The 26,284-nt window shown below is 43.3% G+C and carries 21 protein-coding genes and 2 tRNA genes; 20 read left to right on the top strand and 3 right to left on the bottom strand.

The genetic code is table 11. The features are described from left to right. The first annotated feature begins 18 nt into the window (after window positions 1-18). The gene (locus BM736_RS13070) at window positions 19-2,337 is read left to right on the top strand and encodes a methyl-accepting chemotaxis protein (protein ID WP_076412842.1); all 2,319 of its coding nucleotides are present in this window, start codon (window positions 19-21) and stop codon (window positions 2,335-2,337) included. A 61-nt stretch (window positions 2,338-2,398) separates the two neighbouring features. Here the strand turns inward: BM736_RS13070 and BM736_RS13065 are convergent, their stop codons facing one another. Further along, window positions 2,399-3,052: a TorF family putative porin gene (locus BM736_RS13065; protein ID WP_256717845.1), complete on the bottom strand. Its 654-nt coding sequence runs from the start codon at window positions 3,050-3,052 to the stop codon at window positions 2,399-2,401. Between the two features lie 382 nt (window positions 3,053-3,434). Here BM736_RS13065 and greA point away from each other — a divergent pair, with 382 nt between their 5' ends. The 4 genes from greA (at window position 3,435) to secF (ending at window position 7,535) form a co-directional block, all read left to right on the top strand. Beyond that, window positions 3,435-3,911 (top strand): transcription elongation factor GreA, encoded by a 477-nt coding sequence (gene greA / locus BM736_RS13060; RefSeq protein ID WP_076412835.1) that lies wholly within the window; start codon window positions 3,435-3,437, stop codon window positions 3,909-3,911. Window positions 3,912-4,163: 252 nt separating this feature from the next. After that, a complete protein-coding gene (locus BM736_RS13055) occupies window positions 4,164-4,643 on the top strand; it encodes a hypothetical protein (protein ID WP_076412832.1) in 480 nt (159 codons plus the stop codon). Between the two features lie 146 nt (window positions 4,644-4,789). Then, on the top strand, window positions 4,790-6,604 hold the full coding sequence (secD, locus tag BM736_RS13050) for a protein translocase subunit SecD (protein WP_076412829.1): 1,815 nt from the start codon (window positions 4,790-4,792) through the stop codon (window positions 6,602-6,604). A gap of 16 nt (window positions 6,605-6,620) precedes the next feature. Then, a complete protein-coding gene (secF, locus tag BM736_RS13045) occupies window positions 6,621-7,535 on the top strand; it encodes a protein translocase subunit SecF (protein WP_076413041.1) in 915 nt (304 codons plus the stop codon). A 111-nt stretch (window positions 7,536-7,646) separates the two neighbouring features. Here secF and yhbY read toward each other — a convergent pair whose 3' ends face one another. Then, a complete protein-coding gene (yhbY, locus tag BM736_RS13040) occupies window positions 7,647-7,946 on the bottom strand; it encodes a ribosome assembly RNA-binding protein YhbY (protein WP_076412826.1) in 300 nt (99 codons plus the stop codon). Window positions 7,947-8,037: 91 nt separating this feature from the next. On the opposite strand from yhbY, the gene rlmE reads away from it, so the two are divergent. The 14 genes from rlmE to rpsO all read left to right on the top strand — a co-directional run bounded on the left by rlmE (window position 8,038) and on the right by rpsO (window position 21,582). Then, window positions 8,038-8,667, top strand: a complete 630-nt coding sequence (gene rlmE / locus BM736_RS13035) for a 23S rRNA (uridine(2552)-2'-O)-methyltransferase RlmE (protein ID WP_076412822.1) — start codon at window positions 8,038-8,040, stop codon at window positions 8,665-8,667. Window positions 8,668-8,713: 46 nt separating this feature from the next. Further along, window positions 8,714-10,681, top strand: a complete 1,968-nt coding sequence (ftsH, locus tag BM736_RS13030) for an ATP-dependent zinc metalloprotease FtsH (protein WP_143562391.1) — start codon at window positions 8,714-8,716, stop codon at window positions 10,679-10,681. A 90-nt stretch (window positions 10,682-10,771) separates the two neighbouring features. Beyond that, window positions 10,772-11,617, top strand: a complete 846-nt coding sequence (gene folP, locus BM736_RS13025) for a dihydropteroate synthase (protein WP_076412816.1) — start codon at window positions 10,772-10,774, stop codon at window positions 11,615-11,617. Between the two features lie 148 nt (window positions 11,618-11,765). Continuing rightward, a complete protein-coding gene (gene glmM / locus BM736_RS13020) occupies window positions 11,766-13,097 on the top strand; it encodes a phosphoglucosamine mutase (protein WP_076412813.1) in 1,332 nt (443 codons plus the stop codon). A 194-nt stretch (window positions 13,098-13,291) separates the two neighbouring features. Beyond that, a complete protein-coding gene (gene tpiA, locus BM736_RS13015) occupies window positions 13,292-14,074 on the top strand; it encodes a triose-phosphate isomerase (protein WP_076412810.1) in 783 nt (260 codons plus the stop codon). A 1-nt stretch (window position 14,075) separates the two neighbouring features. Further along, the gene (gene secG, locus BM736_RS13010) at window positions 14,076-14,420 is read left to right on the top strand and encodes a preprotein translocase subunit SecG (RefSeq protein ID WP_076412808.1); all 345 of its coding nucleotides are present in this window, start codon (window positions 14,076-14,078) and stop codon (window positions 14,418-14,420) included. A 195-nt stretch (window positions 14,421-14,615) separates the two neighbouring features. Beyond that, a tRNA-Leu gene (locus tag BM736_RS13005) sits at window positions 14,616-14,702 on the top strand. A gap of 99 nt (window positions 14,703-14,801) precedes the next feature. Next, window positions 14,802-14,878: transfer RNA gene (locus tag BM736_RS13000), tRNA-Met, on the top strand. Between the two features lie 160 nt (window positions 14,879-15,038). Beyond that, a complete protein-coding gene (rimP, locus tag BM736_RS12995; RefSeq protein WP_076413040.1) occupies window positions 15,039-15,494 on the top strand; it encodes a ribosome maturation factor RimP in 456 nt (151 codons plus the stop codon). Between the two features lie 28 nt (window positions 15,495-15,522). Continuing rightward, window positions 15,523-17,022: a transcription termination factor NusA gene (nusA, locus tag BM736_RS12990; protein ID WP_076412805.1), complete on the top strand. Its 1,500-nt coding sequence runs from the start codon at window positions 15,523-15,525 to the stop codon at window positions 17,020-17,022. Between the two features lie 27 nt (window positions 17,023-17,049). Beyond that, window positions 17,050-19,728: a translation initiation factor IF-2 gene (gene infB, locus BM736_RS12985; RefSeq protein ID WP_076412802.1), complete on the top strand. Its 2,679-nt coding sequence runs from the start codon at window positions 17,050-17,052 to the stop codon at window positions 19,726-19,728. A 77-nt stretch (window positions 19,729-19,805) separates the two neighbouring features. Beyond that, window positions 19,806-20,225, top strand: a complete 420-nt coding sequence (rbfA, locus tag BM736_RS12980; RefSeq protein WP_076412799.1) for a 30S ribosome-binding factor RbfA — start codon at window positions 19,806-19,808, stop codon at window positions 20,223-20,225. After that, on the top strand, window positions 20,225-21,181 hold the full coding sequence (truB, locus tag BM736_RS12975; RefSeq protein WP_076412796.1) for a tRNA pseudouridine(55) synthase TruB: 957 nt from the start codon (window positions 20,225-20,227) through the stop codon (window positions 21,179-21,181). Before rbfA ends, truB begins: the two co-directional genes overlap by 1 nt. A 131-nt stretch (window positions 21,182-21,312) precedes the next feature. Then, complete coding sequence (gene rpsO, locus BM736_RS12970) at window positions 21,313-21,582, top strand: 30S ribosomal protein S15 (RefSeq protein ID WP_076412793.1); 270 nt, start codon at window positions 21,313-21,315, stop codon at window positions 21,580-21,582. A gap of 244 nt (window positions 21,583-21,826) precedes the next feature. Here the strand turns inward: rpsO and BM736_RS12965 are convergent, their stop codons facing one another. Beyond that, complete coding sequence (locus BM736_RS12965; protein ID WP_076412790.1) at window positions 21,827-23,860, bottom strand: EAL domain-containing protein; 2,034 nt, start codon at window positions 23,858-23,860, stop codon at window positions 21,827-21,829. Between the two features lie 196 nt (window positions 23,861-24,056). Between BM736_RS12965 and pnp the strand changes: the two genes are divergently transcribed. Continuing rightward, window positions 24,057-26,165: a polyribonucleotide nucleotidyltransferase gene (pnp, locus tag BM736_RS12960; protein ID WP_076412787.1), complete on the top strand. Its 2,109-nt coding sequence runs from the start codon at window positions 24,057-24,059 to the stop codon at window positions 26,163-26,165. Window positions 26,166-26,284: the final 119 nt, after the last annotated feature.

The raw sequence follows: 26,284 nt of genomic DNA, 5'->3' as shown, positions 1-26,284 counted from the left end.
TTTAGTTGGTAAATAGCCATGAAAATTTCCAGCAAAATAGTGTTGGCTTCAGTGTTATTATCAGGGATTGGAATTTTCGCAGCAGGGTCGCTGGTTGGTTGGAAATCGTCTTCGATTGCTTCAACGGCACTGGAGAAAAGGGCTTTTGAGCAGCTCGTTGCTATTAGAGAGATTCAAAAATCTCAGGTCGAAAGATATTTCTCAACCATAGAGAAAGAGGTTATGACACTATCTAATGATGAGATGGTGATTGATGTAATGCGGCATTGGCCGAAGGAGTTTTTTGAATATAGCCAGCAATCCAAATCAAAAGATGATGCGGCGCTGAAACGTTATTACACTGAGCAGTTTGATAAAGAGTTCCGTAATCAAAATCCGTCAGCTGTAGGGAGCTCAACGAGTAAGCTTTCAATGCTGAATCGTAACTCTAAAGCTATTCAGCATGCCTATATCAGTGGTAATCCTAACCCGCTAGGCAGCAAAAACTCACTTGAGTACGCCAACGACGGTACGGCTTATAGTAAAACCCATAAAAAATATCACCCCCACTTTAACCAGTATTTGGAAGCTTTTGGCTTTTATGACATTTTCTTGGTTGAGCCTGAAACGGGCTATGTAGTTTATTCAGTGTTTAAGGAGTTGGATTATGCAACCTCCTTACTCGATGGGCCCTATAAAGATACCGGTCTTGCTGAAGCCTTTCGTCAAGCTAATCAATCAAACGATAAAAATGCAACATTTCTGATTGACTTCAAGCCTTATTATCCTTCATACGAAGCCGCTGCAGCATTTATTTCATCGCCTGTATTTACTAGCGAAGGTGAGAAACTAGGTATTCTTGTATTCCAGATGCCGATCGATGAGATCAATAGTTTGATGACCTATGATCAAGAGTGGTCAAAAGTAGGTTTAGGTAGCTCTGGTGAAACCTACCTTGTTGGTAATGATCACTTGCTTCGTAGTCAAAGTCGCTTTTTACATGATGATAAGGCGGGTTATATCAAAGCATTAAGGGCTTCAGGCATGGAGTCAAAGGTGGTTGATAAAATTGAGGCCAGTGGTTCTGCAATTGGTTATCAAAAAGTTGATAGTGAGGGCTCGCGTGCTGCGCATTCTGGCCAGTCAGGTATCAAGACTATTCTTGACTATAGAGATGTTGAAGTGTTGTCGGCTTTCGCCCCGCTTGAGATAAAGGGCGTAAAGTGGGCGATTCTTAGTGAAATTGATGTCAGTGAGGCGATGCAAGATAAAACAGATATGCTTAATGCTATTTGGATTACGATCACTGTCATTATGTTAATCCTAATCCCTGCAACTTTGGTTGCTGGTTTTATGGTAGGCAGGGGGATTTCTACACCGATTAATAATTTCATTACTCAGGTTAATAAGGTGACTGATAATAAAGATTTGACTATGAGAATAGATTATCAAGGTAAGGATGAGTTATTTTCATTGGCTAACTCCTTCAATCAGCTACTTCAAGAGTTACAAGGAATTTTAAATAGCGTTGAGGAGCTTGCTGCAACGCTACTTGATTCTACAGGAAAAATGATGGAGAACATTCGTGAAACTACTGATCAAACCTTACAGCAGTCTAACAGTGCAGATAGCGTCGCCGTTGCAACAAATGAGTTATTAGCCACGATTCAAGAGGTGGCACGTAATGCTGCAGGCGCTGCTGATTCAGTAAGAGAAACCAATGATAAGTGTTTAGAGACGACCCATGTTGCAGAGCGTTTAGAGCATGATATGGGAGAGTTAAATACCCAGATGGCATCGGCTTCTGGTTCTATTGAAAAGTTGGCGCAAGAGAGTGAGTCCATTGGATCGGTGCTGGATGTCATTCAAGCGATTGCCGAGCAGACCAATTTGCTAGCACTCAATGCTGCTATTGAAGCTGCAAGAGCTGGAGAGCAAGGAAGAGGTTTTGCGGTTGTTGCCGATGAGGTGAGAACGCTCGCTTCACGTACTCAACAATCAACTGAAGATATCCGTGAAAAAATTAACTCTTTGCAGCATGAAACTGAGACAACTGTAAAAATGGTTACCTCATCAAATGAGATGGCTAACGCAAGTATCGGTGCTTGCGAAGATAATCGCAAAATTTTAGCCGAAGTTGTGTCACTTGTATCGCAGTTGAGTGATATGAACATGCAGATAGCAACAGCTTCAGAGGAGCAGAGCGCTGTAGTAGGCGATATTAATGAGAACATCACAGAGATAGCAGATACCTCACAAAAAATATCGACTAAAGCGGAGCTGAGTAAAGATGATGTTGAGAGCTTAAGTCAGTTGGTACACGATCTTGAAGGTAAAATGAGTGAGTTTAAGCTCTAAGGGGGCTTTCTAATAAAAGAGGCCAACTATGGCCTCTTTTTGTGTTCCTTGGGAAAGTTGCCTAAAGATCGATTTCATAGGTATAGGAGATGACTACTTTATAATCTTCATCTATTTCATCTTCACTTACTTGGCTAACTAAAAAGCTAAAACCGCTCTTACTGATACTGACATTGTAATCTTGGTAGTCTAATCCGTCGTTAAAGTCGTAACTACCAAAATGAAGGCCTAGCTCCGCATCGCCTAATATTTCAAATGTGACATTGGCCTCAACATAGATATCATCACCAAAGTCAGATGACCAATCTGAGTTGGCTGTGGTAGATATACCAATTGACAGAACACTCCAACCAATTGAGGCATAAGCTTCACCAAAATCTAGATCGTCGCCATCTGGGTAACCATAGTAGACATAACCTATGTCATAACTAAACTCGCCAACCTCATTACCAAAGCCTAGATAAAGATCAACTTCGGTTGTTGCATCATCATTAAAGTCGATATTTGATGCCCATGTACCAAGGTAGAGACCGCTTTCCATCGCGTAGTCAATACCGCCTGATACTGCGGGATTATTGTCCGTTTGTGTAACCCCACGCCAAATATAGTTATTAGTTACACCTATATTAGCTGACAAGCCTTCGGTGGCGGTTGCGGGAGGTGCGATAGTAAACGTTGAACATAATGCTATTGCATATCCAATGTGATGTTTCATATTCATTCCCTTTTATCTAATTACTGCTTATTTGTGTTTATAAGCTTAACTTGGCGCCAATTATTTGATGCCAGTACATATTTGTCTGAAATTAATACAGCTTAGGTTGAACAACTGAAGTGTAGTGCAGATTTAACGTATTGCTAATTAAGGATAAATAGTTTTGCACTATATTGGTGAGTCACCATTTTAGGCTTTTGATTGTGGTTTTAGTGCATGCATGGATAAAAGTGAAAAACATGAAGCTAAAGGCATATCAAGACTGTGGGATAGCATCTGCAGCGATCAAAGTATAGAATGTGGTATTCCAAATAAATTTTACTGTGTTGGTTCTTGTAACCGACATAGACTGCTTTTGTTTTAAAGGAGACGAAAGAGGATTATGAATAAGGTTCCAATGACCGTTATCGGTGCTGAGCAGCTACGTACAGAGTTAGATCACCTGAAGTTCGAAAAGCGCCCAAAGATTGCAGAAGCGATTGGCACAGCACGTGAGTTAGGCGACTTGAAAGAAAATGCTGAATATCATGCTGCCCGTGAAGAGCAAGGTTTATGTGAAGCGCGAGTTCGGGATATTGAAGGTAAACTATCTAACGCCCAGATTATTGATGTAACCAAGATGGAAAATACGGGACGTATTATTTTTGGTACAACAGTGACTATTTTGAATATTGAGACTGAAGAAGAAGCGACTTACCGAATTGTTGGTGAAGATGAAGCGAATATCAAAGAGAATCTTATCTCTGTAACTTCACCTATAGCACGTGGGTTAGTCGGCAAAAACTTAGATGATGAAGTGAATATTCAAACTCCGGGTGGCATCACCGAGTACGAAATTATTGCAGTTGAATATATTTAAAGATTATCAATATATCTGAAAAAACCGCTCCTTGAAGCGGTTTTTTATTTTTTAAGGCACTGTCCTGCCCCAAATCATCTACTTGAGAAAGTGGGGATTGACGAGCGGGCCCATCTGAAGTGAATTAATGGCAATACATAACCAAAATTTAATTTGTATTAGCGATAAACTCCCTTTATGCTGTTTTACTACTAGCTTTCTTAGGCTAGACAAGTTGTATCTGCAAATGCTTCATTCATTGAAAGGTTGTTAGTGTATATTTACTTACGTTTAGGCTTACTATTGTTATTCATTGGGGGAATGTTTCTATCTCCGGTGTCTGCGAGCCTTGCTGATAACTTAAGTGTCAATCTGAATGAGCAAGTTTCAGCTGTTGAACAAGTGCACCTAGATAGTTCAGCATCTCCTTCAAGCACCAAACTACTGCAGTTAAAGCAACTACCTGGGCACAATCACGCTCACGGACAAGATGGCGACAGCTCTGAGTATGTTCCATTAGTATCTCAACGCTTAGTCAATTTTGCTCAACATGATCCTATAAGTAGCAAACCTGTTTATCTACTGGCCCATGAATTTTTCTCGCCTCCGGTACCTTCATTAACCATAGGTTATCGCATTGACTTCGCATGCTCACTTGATTGGGCTCTTCAGTTAAATAAAAACTCTATTCGGCTCTCCGGATGGAAAGACTCCAACCTTCAATATCGTTTTTCTCAAACCCGCTCTGCTTAGCTAGTTTATACCAATCGGTATAGCGCCAGTATTACTGGTCAATTTCCCTTTCTTTTTTCAGATACTCATCTTAGATATGAGTGATATGGCCTGCAGCTATCTGCGGCTAAAAGAAAGCTATTTAGCATTTGAAAGTAGAGTTATTTATGAGAACAAAGCCGAAAAATAAGCTGTTAAACCATTATTCTGCCTGGAAGTATATCGTCCTTATAGTGACGTTAATTGTCATGGCATTCAGTGCGCTACCTACCCTTTATGGTGAGGATGCCGCCATTCAAATTGGCGCCGATGCGGGCTTGAACATCTCCGCCCAAAAACTTCAGCAAGTGTTAGTCGAAGAGGGGATAGAAGTAAAAAGACTTGAGCAAAGTAACGGTAAGACGTTAGTTGTGCTCAATCAAGAGAACCAACAAAACCAAGCTAAAGCCCTGCTGCTAGAAAACCTTAATGATGAGTCAAAGCTGACTTTGTCATTATCGCCTGCAGCGCCTGATTGGTTGCTATCTATGGGTTTTAGCCCGATTAAGCTTGGCTTAGATCTGCGTGGTGGTGTGCAGTTTTTACTTGATGTTGAGATTGAGCCTGTATACCAACTGCAGCGAGATGCATTAATTGAGTCTGTTAGGCAATACGCTAAAGAGATTGGAGTGAGGGGAGTTAGCGTTCGTCAGGATAGCGAAGACAATGTGACAGTCGTCTTTTCAGACTCAGCACAAGCCTCTGCATTTAGGCAGTACATTGTAACTAGCTCACCAATTTGGCAGGTTACAAACAGAGATAGCAGTTCATTAATCGTGGCTATGAAAGCGGAGGAAAAATCTAAAATCCGCGACCTTACCGTGAAACAGAATCTACAGATAATGCGTAGCCGCATAGAGGAGCTTGGGATCACTGAGGCGTTAGTTCAAAGGCAAGGAGAGCATAGAATTCGTATAGAGCTGCCCGGTGTACAAGACCCTGCATTGGCCAAAAATGTTATAGGAGCGACGGCTAGCTTAGCATTTTATGAGGTTAAGCCATCTGGCTCTGTGAATTCGAAAATACTCAAGGGTCCATCTGATTCACCGGTATACGTAGCGAGAAGACCTGTACTTGGAGGGGAGCATATTGTCGATGCTAGAGCTGGGTTAGGTGAAATGGGGCTACCTGAAGTCGTTATTCATCTCGATAGAGAGGGAGGAAGGCTTATGTCGGACTTTTCTCGCGATAATATTGGCCAGCCTATGGCGACCTCATACAGTGAGTATATTCGAGACTCAGATGGGAAAGTACAGCAAACAACAGAGGTGATAAGCGTTGCTACGATTCAATCGCAATTAGGCGATCGCTTCAGCATTACCGGCTCAGGGAATTATGCCGAGGCTCAGCAATTGGCATTACTTCTTCGCGCTGGGTCAATGACGGCACCTGTGACGATTGTTGAGGAGCGGACTATCGGGCCAAGTTTGGGGGCTGAAAATATCAGTAATGGTTATTCAGCTTTAGCTTTAGGCATGTCGATGACGCTGCTCTTTATGGGACTCTGGTATAGGCGTCTTGGCTGGGTGGCTAATATTGCGCTAATTGCCAACATGGTGATCTTGTTTGGCTTGTTAGCATTAATCCCAGGTGCTGTACTGACTTTACCTGGCATTGCTGGTTTAGTGCTTACCGTAGGAATGGCAGTCGATACCAATGTACTCATTTTTGAACGAATAAAAGATAAATTGAAGGAGGGAAGGGGCTTTGCCCACGCTATTGACAGAGGTTTTGATAGTGCTGTCTCCACAATTTTTGATGCTAACTTCACCACCATGATAACCGCTGTAGTGCTCTACTCAATTGGTAACGGTCCTATTCAAGGTTTCGCATTGACCTTAGGTTTAGGCCTTTTAACGAGTATGTTTACAGGGATTTTTGCTTCAAGAGCAATTATCAACTTGGTATATGGACGTGACTTTAATCGTGAAGTGAAGGTGTAAGATGACATTATTTAATATGAAAAACTTTCCTGTGGATAGAGTGACTCAAGGTCGTTATATATCGAGCGTCATCTCTATTGTTTTAATGGTTATCTCGATAACGACTATCACAATTAATGGTTTTAATTGGGGGCTAGACTTTACTGGTGGGGTTGTTAGTGAGATACGGATCGATAAAAATATTAAGCCTGCCCAGATTCAAAATTTACTCGGGAATGCATCACATCAAGAGGTGAGCGTTATCTCTGCAGGCGAGCCAGGGCGGTGGGTATTAAGGTATAGCGAACCTGAAAAAGTGCAAGATGTGGATGCTAGCGTATTGGATGTTAAGCAAGTTCTGTTCCCTTTAAATAGCGATATTGAAGTGCTTAATACGAGCATCGTAGGCCCTCAAATCGGTCAGGAACTTGCGGAGCAGGGCGGGCTTGCACTTTTAGTCGCTATGTTATGTATCTTAGGTTATCTGAGCTTTCGCTTCGAGTGGCGCTTGGCGAGTGGTGCCCTGTTTGCATTGATTCATGATGTTGTTTTTGTTTTAGCCTTTTTTTCGTTAACACAGATGGAGGTTAACTTGACTGTTCTTGCGGCAGTTTTGGCGATTTTAGGCTATTCACTCAATGATTCAATTATTATCGCGGATAGGATCAGAGAGCTACTAACACTAAAGCCTAAAATGGCTATCGACGATATTTGTACTCGAGCTGTTAAAGCAACCTTTTCGCGAACTATGGTGACAAGTGGTACTACGTTAATGACGGTTAGTGCTTTATGGGTTATGGGGGGGGGGCCACTAGAGAGCTTTTCCATTGCGATGTTTATTGGCATTTTGACCGGTACTTGGTCCTCAATCTCTGTGGGGACATGCTTACCAGAGCTATTTGGTGTCAATGCGGAGCACTACAAGGTCATTCCGATATCTGATACGCCGTAACTCAATTTAAGGCATAAAAAAGCGGAGCCACTGATATCAGTGGCTCCGCTTTTAATAAAGGTTTTTTCTATTTTACTTTGAGGTCAAATAGAAATGGCCGTTCAAAATTGATTACTTAGCTTTTGGTATCGCTATTTTCATCTCTTCTGATTGACGGAATAGTACTAAAACATGACCAATTAGCTGTATTTTTACAGCTTGAGTTTCACGAAGGATAGCGTCAACGATTGCATTTTTAAGTTCTCTGTCACCAGAAGCAACCTTCACTTTGATCAGTTCGTGAAATGTGAGTGCATTATCTATTTCCGCCAGTACACCTTCAGTCAGGCCATTGGCACCAAGCATCACTACTGGCTTTAAATTGTGCGCTAAGCCTTTTAAGTGCTGTTTTTGTTTGGTTGTTAAGTTCATTTATACCAACTTTATGCTGAGTTACTGTTGAAAAGCCGCTATTCTACCCTTATATATGCATTATGTAACTCTCATTTGTTGCGGATTTTGAATGTCAGGTAAAAAAAGAACAGCAAGTTCCAACCGTTGGATGCAGGAACATTTTGACGATCACTATGTCAAATTGGCTCAGAAACGAGGATTTCGTTCTCGCGCTGCATTTAAAATGGAGGAACTTCAAGAGAAAGATAAGTTAATTCGACCCGGTATGACAGTGGTTGATTTAGGTGCTGCACCTGGAGGTTGGTCTCAGGTTGCAGTTAAACTAGCTGGAGAGTCTGGTAAAGTTATCGCATGTGATATTTTACCAATGGACCCAATAGTTGGTGTAGACTTTCTTCAAGGAGATTTTCGAGAGGAAAAAGTGCTCGACGCACTACTGACTCGTGTAGGTGATGCTAAAGTCGATGTTGTATTATCGGATATGGCACCTAATATGAGTGGTTCAGGTGGCGTTGATCAACCTCGCGCAATGTATTTAGTCGAACTCGCGTTAGATATGTGCCATCAAGTTTTGGCACCTAATGGTTGTTTTGCTGTCAAAGTCTTTCAGGGGGAAGGGTTTGAAGAGTACATGAAATCGGTGAGAGAAGCGTTTAAAACGGTTAAAACACGAAAGCCAGACTCTTCGCGGGCTCGTTCGCGAGAAGTCTATCTTGTGGCGACAGGGTACAAGTTGTAGTACTCTAATCGTCAGTTATCGCAAGACTGTATGAGGTCTAGTAATTTTGAGTGATATGGCAAAAAATTTAATTCTCTGGGTAGTCATCGCCGTTGTGCTGATGTCGGTATTTCAGGGCTATTCCCCCTCTTCTTCCACAGCGTCGAAGATGGATTATTCCGCGTTCTTAGATGACGTTCGTAGTGGACAGGTCAACACTGTTGTGGTGAAAAGCGATCTGCGTACTATTGAAGGTACTAAACGTACTGGAGAAAAGTTCACAACAATCATGCCTCTGTATGATCAAGATCTAATCAACGATCTTGACCGTAAAGGGATAAGTATGAAAGGTGAAGAAGCGGAAGAGTCAGGCTTCTTAACGCAGATATTTATCTCTTGGTTCCCAATGTTACTGCTTATCGGTGTGTGGATATTCTTCATGCGTCAGATGCAAGGTGGTGGCGGTAAAGGCGCTATGTCATTTGGTAAAAGTAAAGCCAAATTGATGAGTGAAGACCAGATCAAAACAACATTTACTGATGTTGCTGGCTGTGATGAAGCAAAAGAAGACGTTAAAGAGCTGGTAGATTACCTTAAGGAGCCTACAAAGTTCCAAAAACTAGGTGGTCGTATACCTACTGGTGTGCTTCTTGTTGGCCCTCCAGGAACGGGTAAAACCTTGCTTGCTAAAGCGATTGCTGGTGAAGCAAAAGTACCATTCTTTACTATTTCAGGTTCAGATTTTGTTGAGATGTTTGTCGGTGTTGGTGCCTCTCGTGTACGTGACATGTTTGAGCAAGCTAAGAAGTCCGCTCCTTGTATTATCTTCATCGATGAGATTGATGCCGTAGGTCGCCAACGTGGTGCCGGTGTTGGTGGTGGCCATGATGAGCGTGAGCAAACACTTAACCAAATGCTGGTTGAGATGGATGGTTTTGAAGGTAACGAAGGCGTTATCGTGATTGCTGCGACCAACAGACCAGATGTACTTGATGCTGCACTGCTTCGTCCTGGTCGTTTTGACCGTCAGGTGGTCGTTGGATTACCTGATGTTCGTGGTCGTGAACAGATCCTAAAAGTTCACATGCGTAAAGTACCTTTAGCCGATGACGTTAAAGCGAGTGTGATTGCGCGTGGTACCCCAGGTTTTTCTGGTGCAGATCTCGCTAACCTAGTTAACGAAGCGGCACTGTTTGCTGCTCGCGGTAGTCGACGTATAGTTGGCATGGAAGAGTTCGAGAGTGCTAAAGACAAGATCATGATGGGCGCTGAGCGTCGCACTATGGTGATGTCTGAAGAAGATAAAGAGATGACTGCTTACCATGAAGCGGGCCATGCTATCGTTGGTTGTTTAGTCCCTGAGCACGATCCAGTGCATAAGGTGACCATTATCCCTCGTGGTCGTGCATTAGGTGTGACGTTCTTTTTACCGGAAGCTGATGCTATTAGTCAGAGTCGACGTAAGCTTGAGAGTCAAATCTCAGTGGCTTATGGTGGACGTCTTGCTGAAGAGATTATCTACGGTAGTGAGCGTGTATCGACAGGTGCATCTCAAGATATTAAATACGCAACGTCAATCGCCCGTAATATGGTGACCCAGTGGGGCTTCTCTGAAAAGCTAGGTCCGGTGCTTTATGCTGAAGATGAGAATGAAGTATTCTTAGGCCGTAGCATGGGTAAGACTCAGCATATGTCTGATGAGACTGCCAGTATTATCGATGCAGAAGTTAAAACGCTTATCGATAACAACTATGACCGTGCGCAAACATTCCTCAATGACAACATGGATATCCTTCACGCGATGAAAGATGCCTTGATGAAGTATGAGACTATCGATGCTAATCAGATAGATGATCTGATGGAACGACGTGAAGTTCGTGCTCCTGCTGATTGGGATATGGATGATAACGGTTCGAGTAATGGTGATAAAGGTGATTCAAAGAAGGCAGAAGCAAGCTCTGATGATATAGAGCAAGTCTCTGAAGAGTCAGAAACCACTGACATCAAAGATGCTGATGAGTCTACAGCTAAGTAACCAATATGTTTGAATGAAGAAAACCCCGTTAAGGGGTTTTCTTGTTTTCAGTGTTTGGCTAAATACACATTTGAGTAAAATGGAGTTTCTGTGTTTCAACTAAAAAGCGGTAAGCGAACACTCATTGTTGATAATGCCACTGTGATGGGGATTTTAAACGTGACTCCAGACTCGTTCTCAGATGGTGGTGAGTTCGCAGCGTTTGATATGGCTTGTAAACATGCAGACCACATGGTCGCGCAAGGCGCCAAGATCATTGATATCGGCGGAGAGTCAACCCGGCCAGGCGCAGCTGATGTAGTGTTAGATGAAGAGCTTAATCGTGTTTTACCTTTGATTGATTACGTATCAAAAAACCTTGATGTTTTAATATCTATCGATACCAGCAAGCCTGAAGTGATGGAGCAAGCCATAAAAACCGGTGCTCATCTGATTAATGATGTACGTGCTCTGCAAGCTCCGGGCGCCATCGAGATGGCTGCATTACTTGATGTGCCAGTTTGTTTAATGCATATGCAGGGGCAGCCAAGAACCATGCAGAATGCCCCCACTTATAAAGATGTTGTCGAAGATATTATCGCCTTTTTTAGGCTTAGAATTGCCGCGTGTATTGAAGGCGGCATCGATGCTAAGCATTTGATACTCGATCCTGGCTTTGGCTTCGGTAAAACACTGACTGATAATTACGAATTACTTAACCGCTTGAGCGAGTTTAAGGTACTTGAACTGCCCTTGCTAATAGGCTTGTCAAGGAAGTCCATGATGGGCAACCTGCTAAATAGACAACCACAGCAGAGGTTAGCTGGTAGTCTCGCTGGTGCTATGCTAGCAGCTCAAGGAGGTGCAAATATATTAAGGGTACATGATGTACCTGAAACTGTAGATATCTTAAAAGTTATGGATGCTACAGAAAGATATCAGCAGCTTAGTATTTAGTTGCTAGTTAAGTTAAGCACACAGTTAAAACAGATCTTCCATATGGGTCATGGCGAAACAGTAAGCTTATTCAGCTTCAGTCATGATAAAGAGTTGTAAACTCAAAAAATGAAGATATCAAAATTTAGAAAGTTGATGGGGTTGTAGAGTGAGAAAATTCTTCGGAACAGATGGTATTCGTGGCAAAGTCGGTGCGGGCAAGATGACACCTGAGTTAGCATTAAAGCTTGGTTGGGCTGCTGGGCGGGTGTTATCTCGTTCAGGTACCAAGAAAGTGATTATTGGTAAAGACACGCGTATTTCAGGTTATTTGTTTGAGTCGGCCATGGAAGCGGGCTTATCTGCTGCAGGGCTTAATGTGATGTTGATGGGGCCAATGCCTACACCTGCAGTTGCGTATCTGACTCGTACATTTAGAGCTGAGGCCGGCGTGGTCATCAGTGCTTCCCATAACCCATATTATGATAATGGCATTAAGTTTTTCTCAACAGATGGCAGCAAACTCGATGATGAGATTGAGCTAGCCATAGAGCAGGAGCTTGATAAGCCCCTCACTTGTGTTGAATCACACTTATTAGGCAAGGTGTCACGTATCGATGATGCACCGGGGCGTTATATTGAGTACTGCAAAGGTAACTTTCCTGCAGATCAGACGCTTCACGGCCTTAAAATTGTCGTTGATTGTGCCCACGGTGCGACTTACCACATTGCACCTAACGTGTTTCGTGAATTAGGCGCTGAAGTGATAGCGATTGGTGATAAGCCTGATGGTCTTAATATCAACCATGAAGTCGGTGCTACATCGATGGCTAAAATCCGTAAAACAGTCATATCCGAAGGTGCTGATCTAGGTATTGCATTAGATGGTGATGGCGATCGTATCATGATGGTCAATCGCCATGGGCGAGTCATTGATGGTGATGAGATCCTCTATATTCTAGCTTTTGATGCTAAAACTCGAGGCGTATTAAAAGGTGGCGTCGTTGGTACCTTGATGTCTAACTTAGGTTTAGAGCTCGCACTGAAAGACCTTGAGATCCCATTCCTACGTTCTAAAGTGGGTGACAGGTATGTCATGGAGCTATTAAAAGAGAATAGTTGGCGCATAGGTGGTGAAAATTCAGGGCATATCTTGAATTTGGACCATGGCACAACAGGTGACGGTATCGTGGCTGGCATTTTAGTGCTAGCAGCAATGCGAAGACACAATGCCACACTCGACGAGTTAACTGAGAATATTAAGATGTTACCTCAGGTGTTGGTCAATGTTCGCTTTGAAGGAGAGCATAACCCATTAGAGTCAGAAGAGGTGCTTGCAGCTCAAAGTGAAGTCGAGGCTAAAATGGGTGAGCGCGGCCGAGTTTTACTGCGCAAATCTGGCACTGAACCATTGATCCGAGTGATGGTAGAAGGTGATGTTGAAGCTGAAGTACTTGAACATGCAAATTACATTGCTGACAAAGTCAGAAATCTTGTTTAAATTGCGCTTTAAGTTTATTGCTTAAAGGTATTGGGCGATAAATTCGATTCATTTAAGTTCTTTTTGATTAATTAATAGGTCGATGCGATTGAAAAAACATCGCTTCGACCATTAATCTAGAAAATTAGCGATTTAGCTATTGTAAGTTAACAAGTGGTTCGCTATTATTCACGCCGCTTTCAGAGGAGATGGTAATGGCTCTTAGACGTCCGATGGTCGCTGGTAACTGGAAAATGAACGGTAGTGCTCAATTAGCACAGGACCTGTTCAAAAAGTTTGCCACCAAGCTACAAAATGATTCAGCGGAAGTGGTCTTATGTCCACCAAGTATTTATCTAGAGAGTGTACGTCAGCAACTAGATATTAATAAAGATGCCTTAAATGGTTGTCTTGTCAGAATGGGCGCACAAAATCTTAGTCAACATGACTTTGGTGCTTATACTGGTGAAATATCTGGTCAGATGTTAAAAGATTCAGGATGCCGATATGTTATTATCGGACACTCCGAACGTCGCCGTATGTACGGAGAGACGAGTGATATCGTTGCAGAGAAGTTTGCAGCAGCTCAGAAACATGGATTAACACCGATATTATGTGTTGGTGAATCTGGTCCAGCTAGAGAAGCGAGAAGAACTTTTGAAGTTATCGCCGAAGAGCTAGACATAGTCATTGAAAAAAATGGCACCATGGCTTTTGACAACGCAATTATCGCCTACGAACCTTTATGGGCAGTAGGAACAGGTAAGAGTGCTACGCCAGAGCAGGCACAAGAAGTTCATGCGTTTATTCGCAAACGTCTCTCTGAAGTGTCTCCATTTATTGGAGAGAATATCAGGATTTTGTACGGTGGTAGCGTAACACCGAGTAATGCAGCAGATCTGTTTGCTCAACCTGATGTCGACGGTGGATTAATTGGCGGCGTAAGCTTGAATTCAACCGAGTTTTTAAGTTTATGTTCAATAGCGATGAGCGCATAATATGTATGAAGTTCTAATGGTAGTTTACTTGTTGGTTGCGATTGGCCTAGTAGGTCTTATCTTAATCCAACAAGGCAAAGGCGCTGACATGGGTGCCTCATTTGGTGCTGGTGCTTCAGCAACGCTTTTCGGGTCATCAGGTGCTGGTAACTTCTTGACTCGCTCAACTGCAATCTTAGCAGTTGGATTTTTTGCTCTTAGCCTTACTATTGGTAACCTAAGTGCAAATCATAAGAAAGGCGAAGAGTCTTGGAATGATTTAAGTTCTGGTGCAGCTCAGGTAACTGAACAAGTTACAGATAGTGCAGACCAGACTGAAAAGTCAGAAGATAAGATCCCTGACTAAATCGATGTAAAAGTCGGTAGGGGCTAGAACATTAGTCCCACTATCCTGAACTAGGATATAAAATGTAGGCTGAACATCTAAACCGAGATGTAAAAGTGGTTAGTCACATGCAGATGTGGTGGTGTCTTTGTATTAACTAGACACGCCGGCTTGTGATAAACATCTAAACCGAGATGTAAAAATGGTTAGTCACATGCGGATGTGGTGGAATTGGTAGACACGCCAGCTTGAGGGGCTGGTGAGCGAAAGCTCGTGGGGGTTCAAGTCCCCCCATCCGCACCAACTTTTGAACAGATTTACTGTTCGAGAGTAATAAAGTGGAAGGTTATTCGCTTTATTATTGCAAGTAGCATGATAACTCAATATACTTGCAGCAGTTGACGCGGGGTGGAGCAGTTTGGTAGCTCGTCGGGCTCATAACCCGAAGGTCGTCGGTTCAAATCCGGCCCCCGCAACCAGCTTCCCAATATATGACTAAGTGGTCTATATTGGTTACAGGTTCTAAATTCAACGACCTCGTCTTTACGGGGTTTTTTGTTATCTGGAACTTATAAAATGCTGCATTTGCAGTGTTGTACTGGGGCTATTGAGCCCTTTTTTGTTTTTCGGGGGGTAACCTTGGCTACTATAGAAAAGAAACTGGAAGAGATGCTTAAATCTCCAGTTGAAGCATCAGGGCATAAGCTTTGGGGCTTGGAATATATTCAAGCTGGTAAACACTCAACATTGAGAGTTTACATTGATAATGACAAAGGCATTTTTATTGAAGATTGCGCAGAAGCCAGTCGTCAGATCAGTGCTGTGCTCGATGTTGAAGACCCCATTTCAACCGAATACACATTAGAAGTTTCCTCTCCTGGTGTAGACCGACCTTTGTTTACTGCTGAGCAGTATGCGAGTTACATCGACGAGACTGTAAAAATTCAACTGACTATGCCTGTAGCGGGTAGTCGTAATTTAAAAGGTACCGTTACGGGTATTGAGGGCCAAATGCTCTCTCTTACTGTAGACGGTAACGAACTGATTATTGCCTTGGATAATATCCGTAAAGGTAACCTAATCGCTAAGTTTTGATGGATTCAAGAATCAACGAGGCAAGAGGATGAATAAAGAGATTCTGCTAGTCGCTGAGGCGGTTTCAAATGAGAAAGGCGTTCCTCGGGAGAAGATTTTCGAAGCGCTGGAAATAGCTTTAGCAACGGCTACAAAAAAGAAGCACGAAGGTGAAATCGAGGTTCGTGTCGATATCGATCGTAAGACTGGTGGTTATGATACTTACCGTCGTTGGATGGTTGTAGAAGACACAGGTGAACCTTTAGAGAACCCTTATGCTGAAATCACGCTAGAGGCGGCTCAGTTTGAAGATCCTGAGATTCAGCTTGGTGACTTCATTGAAGATGATATCGAATCTGTAGCGTTTGACCGTATCACGACTCAAACAGCTAAGCAGGTTATTGTCCAGAAGGTAAGAGAAGCTGAGCGTGCTCAGGTTGTTGAGCAGTTCCAGGACAAAGAAGGTGAATTAATCACTGGTGTGGTTAAGAAAAGCAACCGCGAAAGCGTCGTTGTCGATCTTGGTAGTAATGCTGATGCAGTACTATTTAAAGAAGACCTGATTGCACGTGAAAACTTCCGTCCAGGTGACCGTGTTCGTGCTTTCCTCTTTTCGGTTCGCCCAGAAGCACGTGGTGCACAGCTATTCTTGACTCGTACTAAGCCAGAAATGCTGATCGAGCTTTTCCGTGTCGAAGTACCAGAAATTCAAGATGAGATGATTGAGATCATGGGTGCTGCTCGTGATCCAGGCTCTCGCGCTAAAATCGCTGTTAAGTCAAACGACAAGCGTATCGATCCTATAGGTGCTTGTGTTGGTATGCGTGGTGCACGTGTACAAGCTGTGTCGAATGAACTTAACGGTGAGCGTGTTGATATCGTGCTTTGGGACGATAACCCAGCACAATATGTTATCAACTGTATGGCTCCTGCTGACGTAGCATCAATCATAGTTGATGAAGATAGCCACTCGATGGATATCGCAGTTGAAGCAGACAGCTTAGCGCAAGCTATTGGCCGTAACGGCCAGAACATTCGTTTAGCAACTCAACTATCTGGTTGGGAACTGAACGTAATGACTGTAGAAGATATGCAGTCTAAGCACCAAGCTGAAAGTGCAAAAGTGGTAGATTTATTCGTTACATCACTTGATATCGACGAAGAGTTTGCACAAGTACTATCTGACGAAGGTTTCACTTCACTTGAAGAGATCGCCTACGTTCCAGCTGCTGAACTAATGGACATTGACGGATTTGACGAAGATATCGTTGAGTCTTTGAGAGAGCGCGCGAAAGCGGCTATTTCAACGCGTGCGTTAGCGACAGAAGAAGCATTAGATGGTGCACAACCGAGTGAAGACCTACTTGCTCTAGAGGGACTAGAAAGACATTTGGCTTTCGTTTTTGCAAGTAAAGGTGTTAGTACACTTGAAGATTTAGCCGAACAAGGCATTGATGACTTGATCGATATAGAAGAATTGACAGAAGAAAAAGCTGGTGAGCTCATCATGGCAGCCCGCAACATCTGTTGGTTTGGCGACGAAGAATAACTCGCTCAACAGAGGGGATTGAACATAATGGCAGATACAACAGTAGAAAAACTGGCCAGTGAAGTAGGAAAGAGTGCTGACAGATTAGTTGAGCAGTTTTCTGAAGCTGGAATTAAGAAAAGTAAAGCAGATAGTGTTTCAGAATCTGAGAAGCAGCAGCTTCTTGATTTCTTGAAGAAGCAACATGGTGGCGACGCCGCTCCAACTAAGATGACGCTTCAGCGTAAATCTGTTTCTACTTTAAGTGTAGGCTCTGGCCGTGACACTAAAGATGTGAAAGTTGAAGTTCGCAAAAAGCGTACTTTCGTTAAGCGTGACCCAGCTGTAGAAGCTGCCGCTGCTGCAGAAGCTGAGGCAAAGGCCGCTGCAGAAACAGAAGCAAAAGCTAAGGCTGATGCTGAAGCGAAAGCAAAAGCTGACGCGTTAGCTGCTGAAAAAGCAAAAGCTGCTGCAGAAGCTGCAGAGAAAGCGAAAGCAAGTGCCGCTGAAAAAGCTAAGCCTGTTGCTGAAACTGCAGAAGAGAAAGCTGCTGCAGCCGAAGCTGCTAGATTACAGTCTGCACAAGAGACTGCTGCTAAAGCAAAAGCTGATGAAGAAGCTGCAGCTGCTGCAGAAGTTGCTCGTAAGCTTGCTGAAGAGAACTCTGCGCGCTGGGCTGAAGAAGAGAAGCAGCGTAAAGAAGCTGAGAAGTCAGGTGACCACCATATCACTACGTCTTCAGAAGCTCGTGCAGCTGAAGATACTGCTGATGCTAACGCTGAAAAGCGCGACCGTCGTCCACGTAAAGCACCTACTCCAGCACCTGCTACAACAGGTAAAGGTAAGCGCCGTGGTGGTAGAGATAACCGCAATACACGTAATGCTCGTGGCGGCCGTAACGCACGTAATACTCGTAGCGTTGCACCTGAGTCTATGGACCATGCATTCACTAAACCTGTTGCAGCAGTGAAAACTGATGTAAGCATTGGTGAAACTGTATCGGTTTCAGAGTTGGCATCAAAAATGTCAATCAAGGCCACTGAAATCATCAAAGCGATGATGAAGATGGGCTCAATGGTTACTATTAACCAGGTACTAGACCAAGAAACTGCTCAGCTAGTTGCTGAAGAGATGGGTCATAAAGTTGTGCTTACTCGTGAAAACGAGCTAGAGCATCAAGTACTTGCTGATCGTGATGGCAACATTGAAGCTGAGTCTCGTGCTCCTGTTGTTACTATCATGGGTCACGTAGATCATGGTAAGACATCGCTACTTGATCATATTCGTATGGCAAAAGTTGCTTCTGGCGAAGCCGGTGGTATTACCCAGCACATTGGTGCATACCATGTTGAAACTGACAACGGTATGATCACCTTCTTAGATACACCTGGTCACGCTGCCTTTACAGCAATGCGTGCTCGTGGTGCACAAGCAACAGATATCGTTATCTTAGTTGTAGCAGCAGATGATGGCGTTATGCCACAGACTATCGAGGCTATCCAGCACGCGAAAGCGGGTGGCGTACCTTTGATTGTTGCAGTTAACAAAATAGATAAGCCTGAAGCTGATCCAGATCGTGTTAAGACTGAACTGTCACAGCACGGTGTTATGTCTGAAGATTGGGGCGGAGACAACATGTTTGTTAACGTTTCAGCTAAGACTGGCCAAGGTATTGATGAATTGCTAGAAGGCATTCTTCTTGAAGCTGAAGTTCTTGAACTGAAAGCGATTAGAGAAGGTATGGCAGCTGGTGTTGTTGTCGAGTCTAAGCTAGATAAGGGTCGCGGCCCTGTTGCTACTGTTCTAGTACAGGAAGGTACACTTAAACAAGGTGATATCGTTCTATGTGGTCTTGAGTACGGTAAAGTTCGTGCTATGCGCGACGAGAACGGTGCACTTGTTACAGAGGCTGGACCATCGATTCCTGTTGAGATTCTAGGTCTTTCAGGCGTACCTTCAGCGGGTGATGAAGCAACGGTAGTACGTGATGAGCGTAAAGCACGTGAAGTTGCACTTTACCGCCAAGGTAAGTTCCGCGATGTTAAACTTGCACGTCAGCAGAAAGCTAAGCTTGAAAACATGTTTGCTAACATGACTGAAGGCGAAGTTCAGGAGCTGAACATCATTCTTAAGGCTGATGTACAAGGTTCTCTAGAAGCGATTGCTGATTCACTGAATAAGCTTTCTACCGACGAAGTTAAAGTTAACATCATCGCACGCGGTGTAGGTGGACTAACTGAGACTGATGCGACGCTAGCGGCTGCTTCTAACGCAATTATGCTTGGCTTTAACATCCGTGCAGATGCACAGGCTCGTAAAGTTATCGATGCTGAAAGTGTTGACCTTCGCTACTACAGCGTTATCTACAACTTGATTGATGAAGTTAGAAACGCAATGAGCGGTCTTCTTGCTCCTGAGTTCAAGCAAGTGATTCTAGGTCTTGCTGAAGTACGTGACGTATTTAAGTCTCCAAAGATTGGTGCTATCGCTGGTTGTATGGTTACTGAAGGTACTATCAAGAAGAGCGCTCCTATCCGCGTTCTTCGTGAAAACGTCGTTATCTACGAAGGTGAGCTTGAATCTCTTCGTCGTTTCAAAGACGATGTTACTGAAGTACGTAACGGCATGGAATGTGGTATCGGTGTGAAGAACTATAATGACGTCAGAGTTGGCGATCAGATAGAGGTCTTCGAAACCATCGAGATAGCTCGCTCCTTAGAAGAGTAAAGCGTAATAGGGCGGCGTTAGCCGCCCTTTTTGTTTATGCCTGCGTAAGCAGTTAATTATTATTAAGGCCAATCATTATGGCAAAAGAATTTAGTCGTACTCGACGTATAGGCCAGCAACTCCAGCAAGAGCTTGCTCAAGTCCTACAGCGTGATATTAAAGATCCGCGTATCGGTATGGTTACAGTGAACGATGTTGAAGTCTCACGTGACTTAAGCTACGCCAGAGTATTTGTCACCTTCTTTGAAGAAGATGAAAAGTTAATCGAAGAAAAAATTGAAGCATTAAGCACTGCAGCTGGATATATCCGCTCTTTAGTTGCCGGTCGTATGAAACTGCGTGTTATGCCTGAACTTAGATTTATCTATGATGCCTCATTAGTTGAAGGTATGCGTATGTCCAACTTAGTGACACGCATCATCTCTGATGACGAAGCAAAGCAAAAAAATGCTGATAGCGATGAAGGCACAAACAAAGAGCAGGAAGGTGACGCTTAATGGCTCGTCGTCAACGTGGTCGTTTTATCGATGGCATAGTATTACTAGATAAAGATACTGGCATGAGCTCAAATTTCGCTTTACAGAGAGTAAAGCGACTGTTTGATGCGAACAAAGCTGGCCATACAGGGGCGCTAGACCCGCTAGCAACCGGTATGCTGCCCATATGCCTAGGTGAGGCGACTAAGTTCTCTCAGCATCTGTTAGATGCCGATAAGCGCTATTTAGTGACGGCTAAGCTAGGTGTTCGTACCGATACTAGTGATTCTGACGGTGAAGTTGTTCAAACGCGTCCTGTCGATTTTTCTGAAGCTCTGTTAATGGAGTCGCTTGAGCATTTCCGTGGTGAGACCATGCAAGTGCCATCGATGTTTTCAGCGCTTAAATATCAAGGTCAACCGCTGTACAAGTATGCCCGTGAAGGCATTGAAGTCCCTCGCGAAGCTAGACCTATTACAGTATTTGATCTGAAGTTTGTTTCTCTTGAGGGCGATGAGCTCACTCTGGATATTCACTGTTCTAAAGGAACATATATCCGCACCATCACTGATGATCTCGGTGAGATGCTTGGTTGTGGCGCGCATGTCATTATGCTTAGGCGTACGCAAGTTGCTGGTTACCCTTACGAGCGCATGGTAACACTTGAGCAACTCAATGAGATGGTAGATAAGGCTAAAGCAGAAGAGCTTGATGCGATGCCAATACTCGATGAGCTGCTATTACCTATGGATACAGCTGTCAGCAAGTTTCAGGAGATCAATATACCTGAATCTGTCGAGCCCTATTTAATGAACGGTAATCCAGTTCAAGCACCAGGTACGGCACAAATAGCTGATGATGAAATTGTTCGTATCACTATCGGTGAGACCCGTAAATTTGTCGGCATTGGTTCGATAAATGATGATGGCTTATTGGCGCCCAAACGACTGATTGTTGTTAGAGGCACACCTGAGTAAGAAGTCTACCTGCAAGGGATTATTTAAATTTCCTGTTGCGAATGTTAGATAGAATAGGTAAAATGCCGCGCTCCTTTAGCTGAGTTAGTGATCGGCTAAAGATTTTTAAATGCATTATTTGGAGAGACAAAATGTCACTAAATGCTGAACAAACTGCAAAAATCCTGGCTGAATTCGGTCGTTGTGAAAACGATACTGGTTCTACTGAAGTTCAGGTAGCTCTTTTAACTGCACAGATTAACCATCTGCAAGGCCATTTCAAAGAGCACATCCACGATCATCACTCTCGTCGTGGTCTACTACGTATGGTTAGCACACGTCGTAAACTTCTTGCATACCTTAAGCGTACTGAAAATGTTCGTTACCAGGAACTAATCAAGAAGCTAGGTCTACGTCGTTAATTTTAACGATTAGATTTAGATAAAGGAGGCTTAGGCCTCCTTTTTTGTGCCTGTAAAACCAAGTATTAAGAAAGAGTTTAGAAAGCTGTAAGCTTTAAGATAGAACAAAGAAAGCTGTAAGTTTTAAGATAAAGCAGATAAAGCTTCGAGTTTTGATTTATTCTTTATTCATCTCGTTTTAAAGTCACTTACCACTTACCACTTACCACTTACCACTATCGAACTGTGTTGGGAGCAATAATGGTTAAAACTGGCTGATACTCGCGGTTTGACTCTTAATATACTTATCTTCAAACTCTTGCTGTGAAAGGGGTTTGCTAAAGTAAAAGCCCTGTCCCATTTGACAGTTGTTCGATTTAAGCCAATCTAACTGCTCTTCAGTTTCAATCCCTTCAGCGACGATATTAAGGTTAAGTTGCTTACCTAACATTAAGATAGTCGAAGCAATGGCACTCTCTTGAGGAAGGTCAGTAACAAAGCAGCGATCTATTTTCATTGTGGTGATTGGTAAATGCCTTAAGTAGGACAAAGATGAGTAGCCGGTACCAAAATCATCAACAGCAATACCAAACCCTGCGGACTTCAACTGCTCAAGCTTAGCGATTGCTTGCTCAACATCATTCATTAGCGAAGTTTCAGTTATCTCTATTTCTAATAGCTCAGGTTTTATCTGGTAGCGTAAAGAGAGCTGCTTAATATCAGGGACTAGGCTTGGGTCTTCAAATTGCTGCGAGGCAACATTGAGAGCGATAGGCAGTGCAAAGTTATACCTCTTCTGCCACTCTTTGAGTGTTTTACAGGTCTCTTCAATCACCCAACGTCCAATGGGGATGATGATGCCAGTCTCTTCTGCTACAGGGATAAATGACATAGGGCTAATTAGGCGGCCATCCTTCTGCCAACGTATCAAGGCTTCACAAGCGACAACCTTGCCCGTCTTTATATCGAGTTTTGGCTGATAATGAAGGATAAATTCATTATTTTTCAGTGCGTCATGTAGAGAAGCTTCTGTACGTAAGCGAACTGCTGCCCGCTCTGTCATCTGTTGCTTAAAGAAAGCCCATTGATTGGAGCCTGCCGCTTTTGCACTGTACATGGCAATATCGGAATGTCGAATAAGATCTTCAGCGCTCATGCCGTCATCTGGGTAGATTGAGATACCGACAGAGGCGGCTGGATGAATAGTATGTTCATTGAGCTGCATCGGCGTGTTTAATTGAAACAGCAAACGCTCAACAAACTCAGCAGCCTGAACCGGACTTCGGATCTCGTCGGCTAAAATAACAAACTCATCACCACCCAGTCGGGCAACGGTACCATTGTCGGCAACGACTCGCTCAAGCACTTGGGCTATTCTCGCTAAGAATTGATCTCCTATTGCGTGGCCGAGTGAATCATTGACGTTTTTAAATCGATCGAGATCGATAAAGAGCATACAAAATTGATGTTTATGTACTCTTGCTCGCTGAATGGTGACAGCTATTGTTTCTAAAAGTAAGGTTCGGTTTGGCAGGCCTGTGAGCGGATCGCGGGTGGCCATTTTTCTGAGTTTGCTCTGAGTCTGCCCAAATTGAATCAATATTTGATTAAACTTCGAAGTCACCAAACCAAGTTCATCATCCATGTGCGCTTTTGAGACTGGGAGGAGGTTCTCATCGGGTGATTCAGGGTCGATTTTATCAATAGCTTCACTGATCTCGGCGATAGGACGAGTGAGAAAGCGGTGGAATACGATGGAAAGCAACAAAGTTATCAATAATGCGCGGGCTAAAGTGGCCCCTAAGCTGAATCTTAACTGAGAAAAAAGTGAGTCGGTGAGCTCTTGCGTGTCATAGAAGATTGTTAATGTGCCAATCAACTGCTGCTTTTCAGTTTCGTTAAAGTAGAGTGGGCGATACAGAGAACGAGATATCTCTTTTAAATCGCCAAATAATTTTTTACTTAATTGAGCAAAAATATTTTGAGGTGTTATCGGCGATGCAACAGAGACAAACATCGAACCGTCATCGAGTTCAATAACCGCTGAACCGACATGTTCAACTTTCAGTACACCTTCTAAGGTTTGCTTCGCTAGGTTATCATCCAGTGCCCAAACGGCATTCGATGCCGGTTGCTCTACCGAATCTAACAACTCTTTTTGTGAGTCTTTTAGTTCATCACGAGCAGAAACACCGACTAAAGCTATCTCAACGATAAAAATCGCAACTGCGAAAAATAGTGCCGAAAAAACGACTAGGCTAGTTTGTTTCCATGTAAGCGATTTAAACCTGGCTGTCATTAACTCATCCGTTAATCAAAAGAACGTGACCAAAGTATTCAGGTATTTATGCATTCCATAACAAAATAATCCTGATAGTATTCACTTTAGAGAAAAGTTTCGGCTTTGTCATCACTCAGTACCCTTTATCTCTTGATTAGAGATGAAGTATACTTACGCGCGTAATTAAGGTAATTAAATTTAAGGAATGGTTCACGTGAATCCAATCGTAAAGAGTTTTGAGTATGGTCAGCACACAGTCACATTAGAGACTGGGGTTATTGCACGTCAAGCAGATGCTGCCGTTTTAGCAAGTATGGGTGATACGACAGTTCTAGTCACAGTTGTAGGTAAGAAGCACGAAGAGCCAGGCCGTGACTTTTTCCCACTAACAGTTAACTACATGGAAAAGACTTACGCAGCAGGTAAAATCCCAGGTGGATTTTTCAAGCGTGAAGGTCGCCCGTCAGAAAATGAAACTCTGATTGCACGTCTAATTGACCGCCCAATTCGTCCATTATTCCCTAATGGTTTTAAGAATGAAGTTCAGGTTGTCATCACAGTTGTTTCTGTAGACCCAGAAATCAACCCAGATGTTATCTCTATGATCGGTACTTCGGCGGCGCTAGCTATCTCAGGTATTCCATTCAGTGGTCCAATCGGTGTTGCACGTGTTGGTTATACCAATGGCGAATACGTACTTAACCCGAATGTTAGCGAACTTGCTGACAGCCAGCTTGACTTAGTTGTTGCTGGTACTGAAGGTGCAGTACTAATGGTTGAGTCTGAAGCATCAGCACTTCCAGAAGAAGTGATGCTAGGTGGTGTTGTATATGGTCACGATCAACAGCAAGTTGTTATCAATGCAATCAGCGAACTAAAAGCTGAAGCGGGTAAGCCTACTTGGGATTGGACTGCTCCAGAATCTGATGCCGATCTTGTTGAAAAAGTTAAGGCGCTTGCAGAAGAGCAGTTTTCGAATGCATACCAGATTGCTGACAAGACTGAACGTCGTGATGCCGTTAACGCACTTAAGAGTGATGCAATTGACAAGCTAGTTGCAGAAAATGCAGATGTTGATCTACGTGAAGTAGGTAAGATTCTATCTAGCGTTGAGAAGCAAGTTGTACGTAGCCGCATTATTGCTGGTAACCCACGTATTGATGGTCGTGAGCCTGATATGGTTCGTGGTCTAAACGTAATGGCTGGCGTACTTCCACGTACTCACGGTAGTGCACTATTCACTCGTGGCGAAACTCAGGCACTTGTGACTTGTACTTTGGGTACTGAGCGTGATGCTCAGAAAGTTGATAGCATCATGGGCGAGTACACTAACCGCTTCATGCTTCACTATAACTTCCCTCCATACTCAGTTGGTGAGACGGGTATGGTTGGTTCACCTAAGCGTCGCGAAATCGGTCACGGTAAGCTAGCTTGGCGTGGTATCAATGCTGTTATGCCTTCAGCTGAAGAGTTCCCATACAGCGTTCGTGTTGTATCTGAAATCACTGAATCTAACGGTTCAAGCTCTATGGCTTCAGTATGTGGTACTTCTCTTGCGCTTATGGATGCTGGTGTACCAATTAAGACATCTGTTGCTGGTATCGCTATGGGTCTAGTTAAAGAAGGTGACGATTTCGTCGTACTTTCTGACATTCTAGGTGATGAAGATCACTTAGGTGATATGGACTTTAAAGTTGCTGGTACTCGTGACGGTATTACTGCGCTGCAGATGGATATCAAGATTGAAGGTATCACTAAAGAGATCATGCAGATCGCACTTCAGCAAGCCTATGGCGCTCGTGTTCATATCTTAAACGTTATGGACCAGGCTATCGGTGAGCACCGTGATGATATCTCTGACCACGCTCCACGTATCACTACTCTGAAGATTAACCCTGAGAAGATCCGTGACGTTATTGGTAAAGGTGGTGCAACAATTCGTGCACTTACCGAAGAGACTGGTACAACTATCGAACTTGATGATGACGGTACTGTTAAAATCGCATCTGCAAACGGTGAAGCGACTAAAGAAGCTATCCGTCGTATCGAAGAGATCACTGCAGAAGTTGAAGTTGGCACTATCTACAATGGTAAAGTTGTTCGTATCGTTGATTTCGGTGCATTCGTTACTATCCTGCCAGGTAAAGATGGCCTAGTACACATCTCTCAGATTGCTGAAGAGCGTGTTGCTAACGTTTCTGACTACCTACAGACTGGTCAAGAAGTAAAAGTTAAGGTGATGGAAGTTGATCGCCAAGGTCGTGTACGTCTTTCTATGAAAGAAGCACAACCAAAAGCTGAAGAGACTCCAGCTGCTGAGTAAGCAATAATTGCTTATGTTGAAAGGAGACCTTAGGGTCTCCTTTTTTGTGCCTGTGAGTTAATCACTATCTTATAACAGGAGGTTTTTTATTTATTCAATGTAAAGTTTTGTCGATTTCT

This window comes from Shewanella sp. UCD-KL12, from assembly GCF_001957125.1.
Taxonomy (GTDB): Bacteria; Pseudomonadota; Gammaproteobacteria; order Enterobacterales; family Shewanellaceae; genus Shewanella.
The sequence above is the reverse complement of the archived record's forward strand: the minus strand, read 5'-3'. Positions and strand labels throughout refer to the sequence as shown.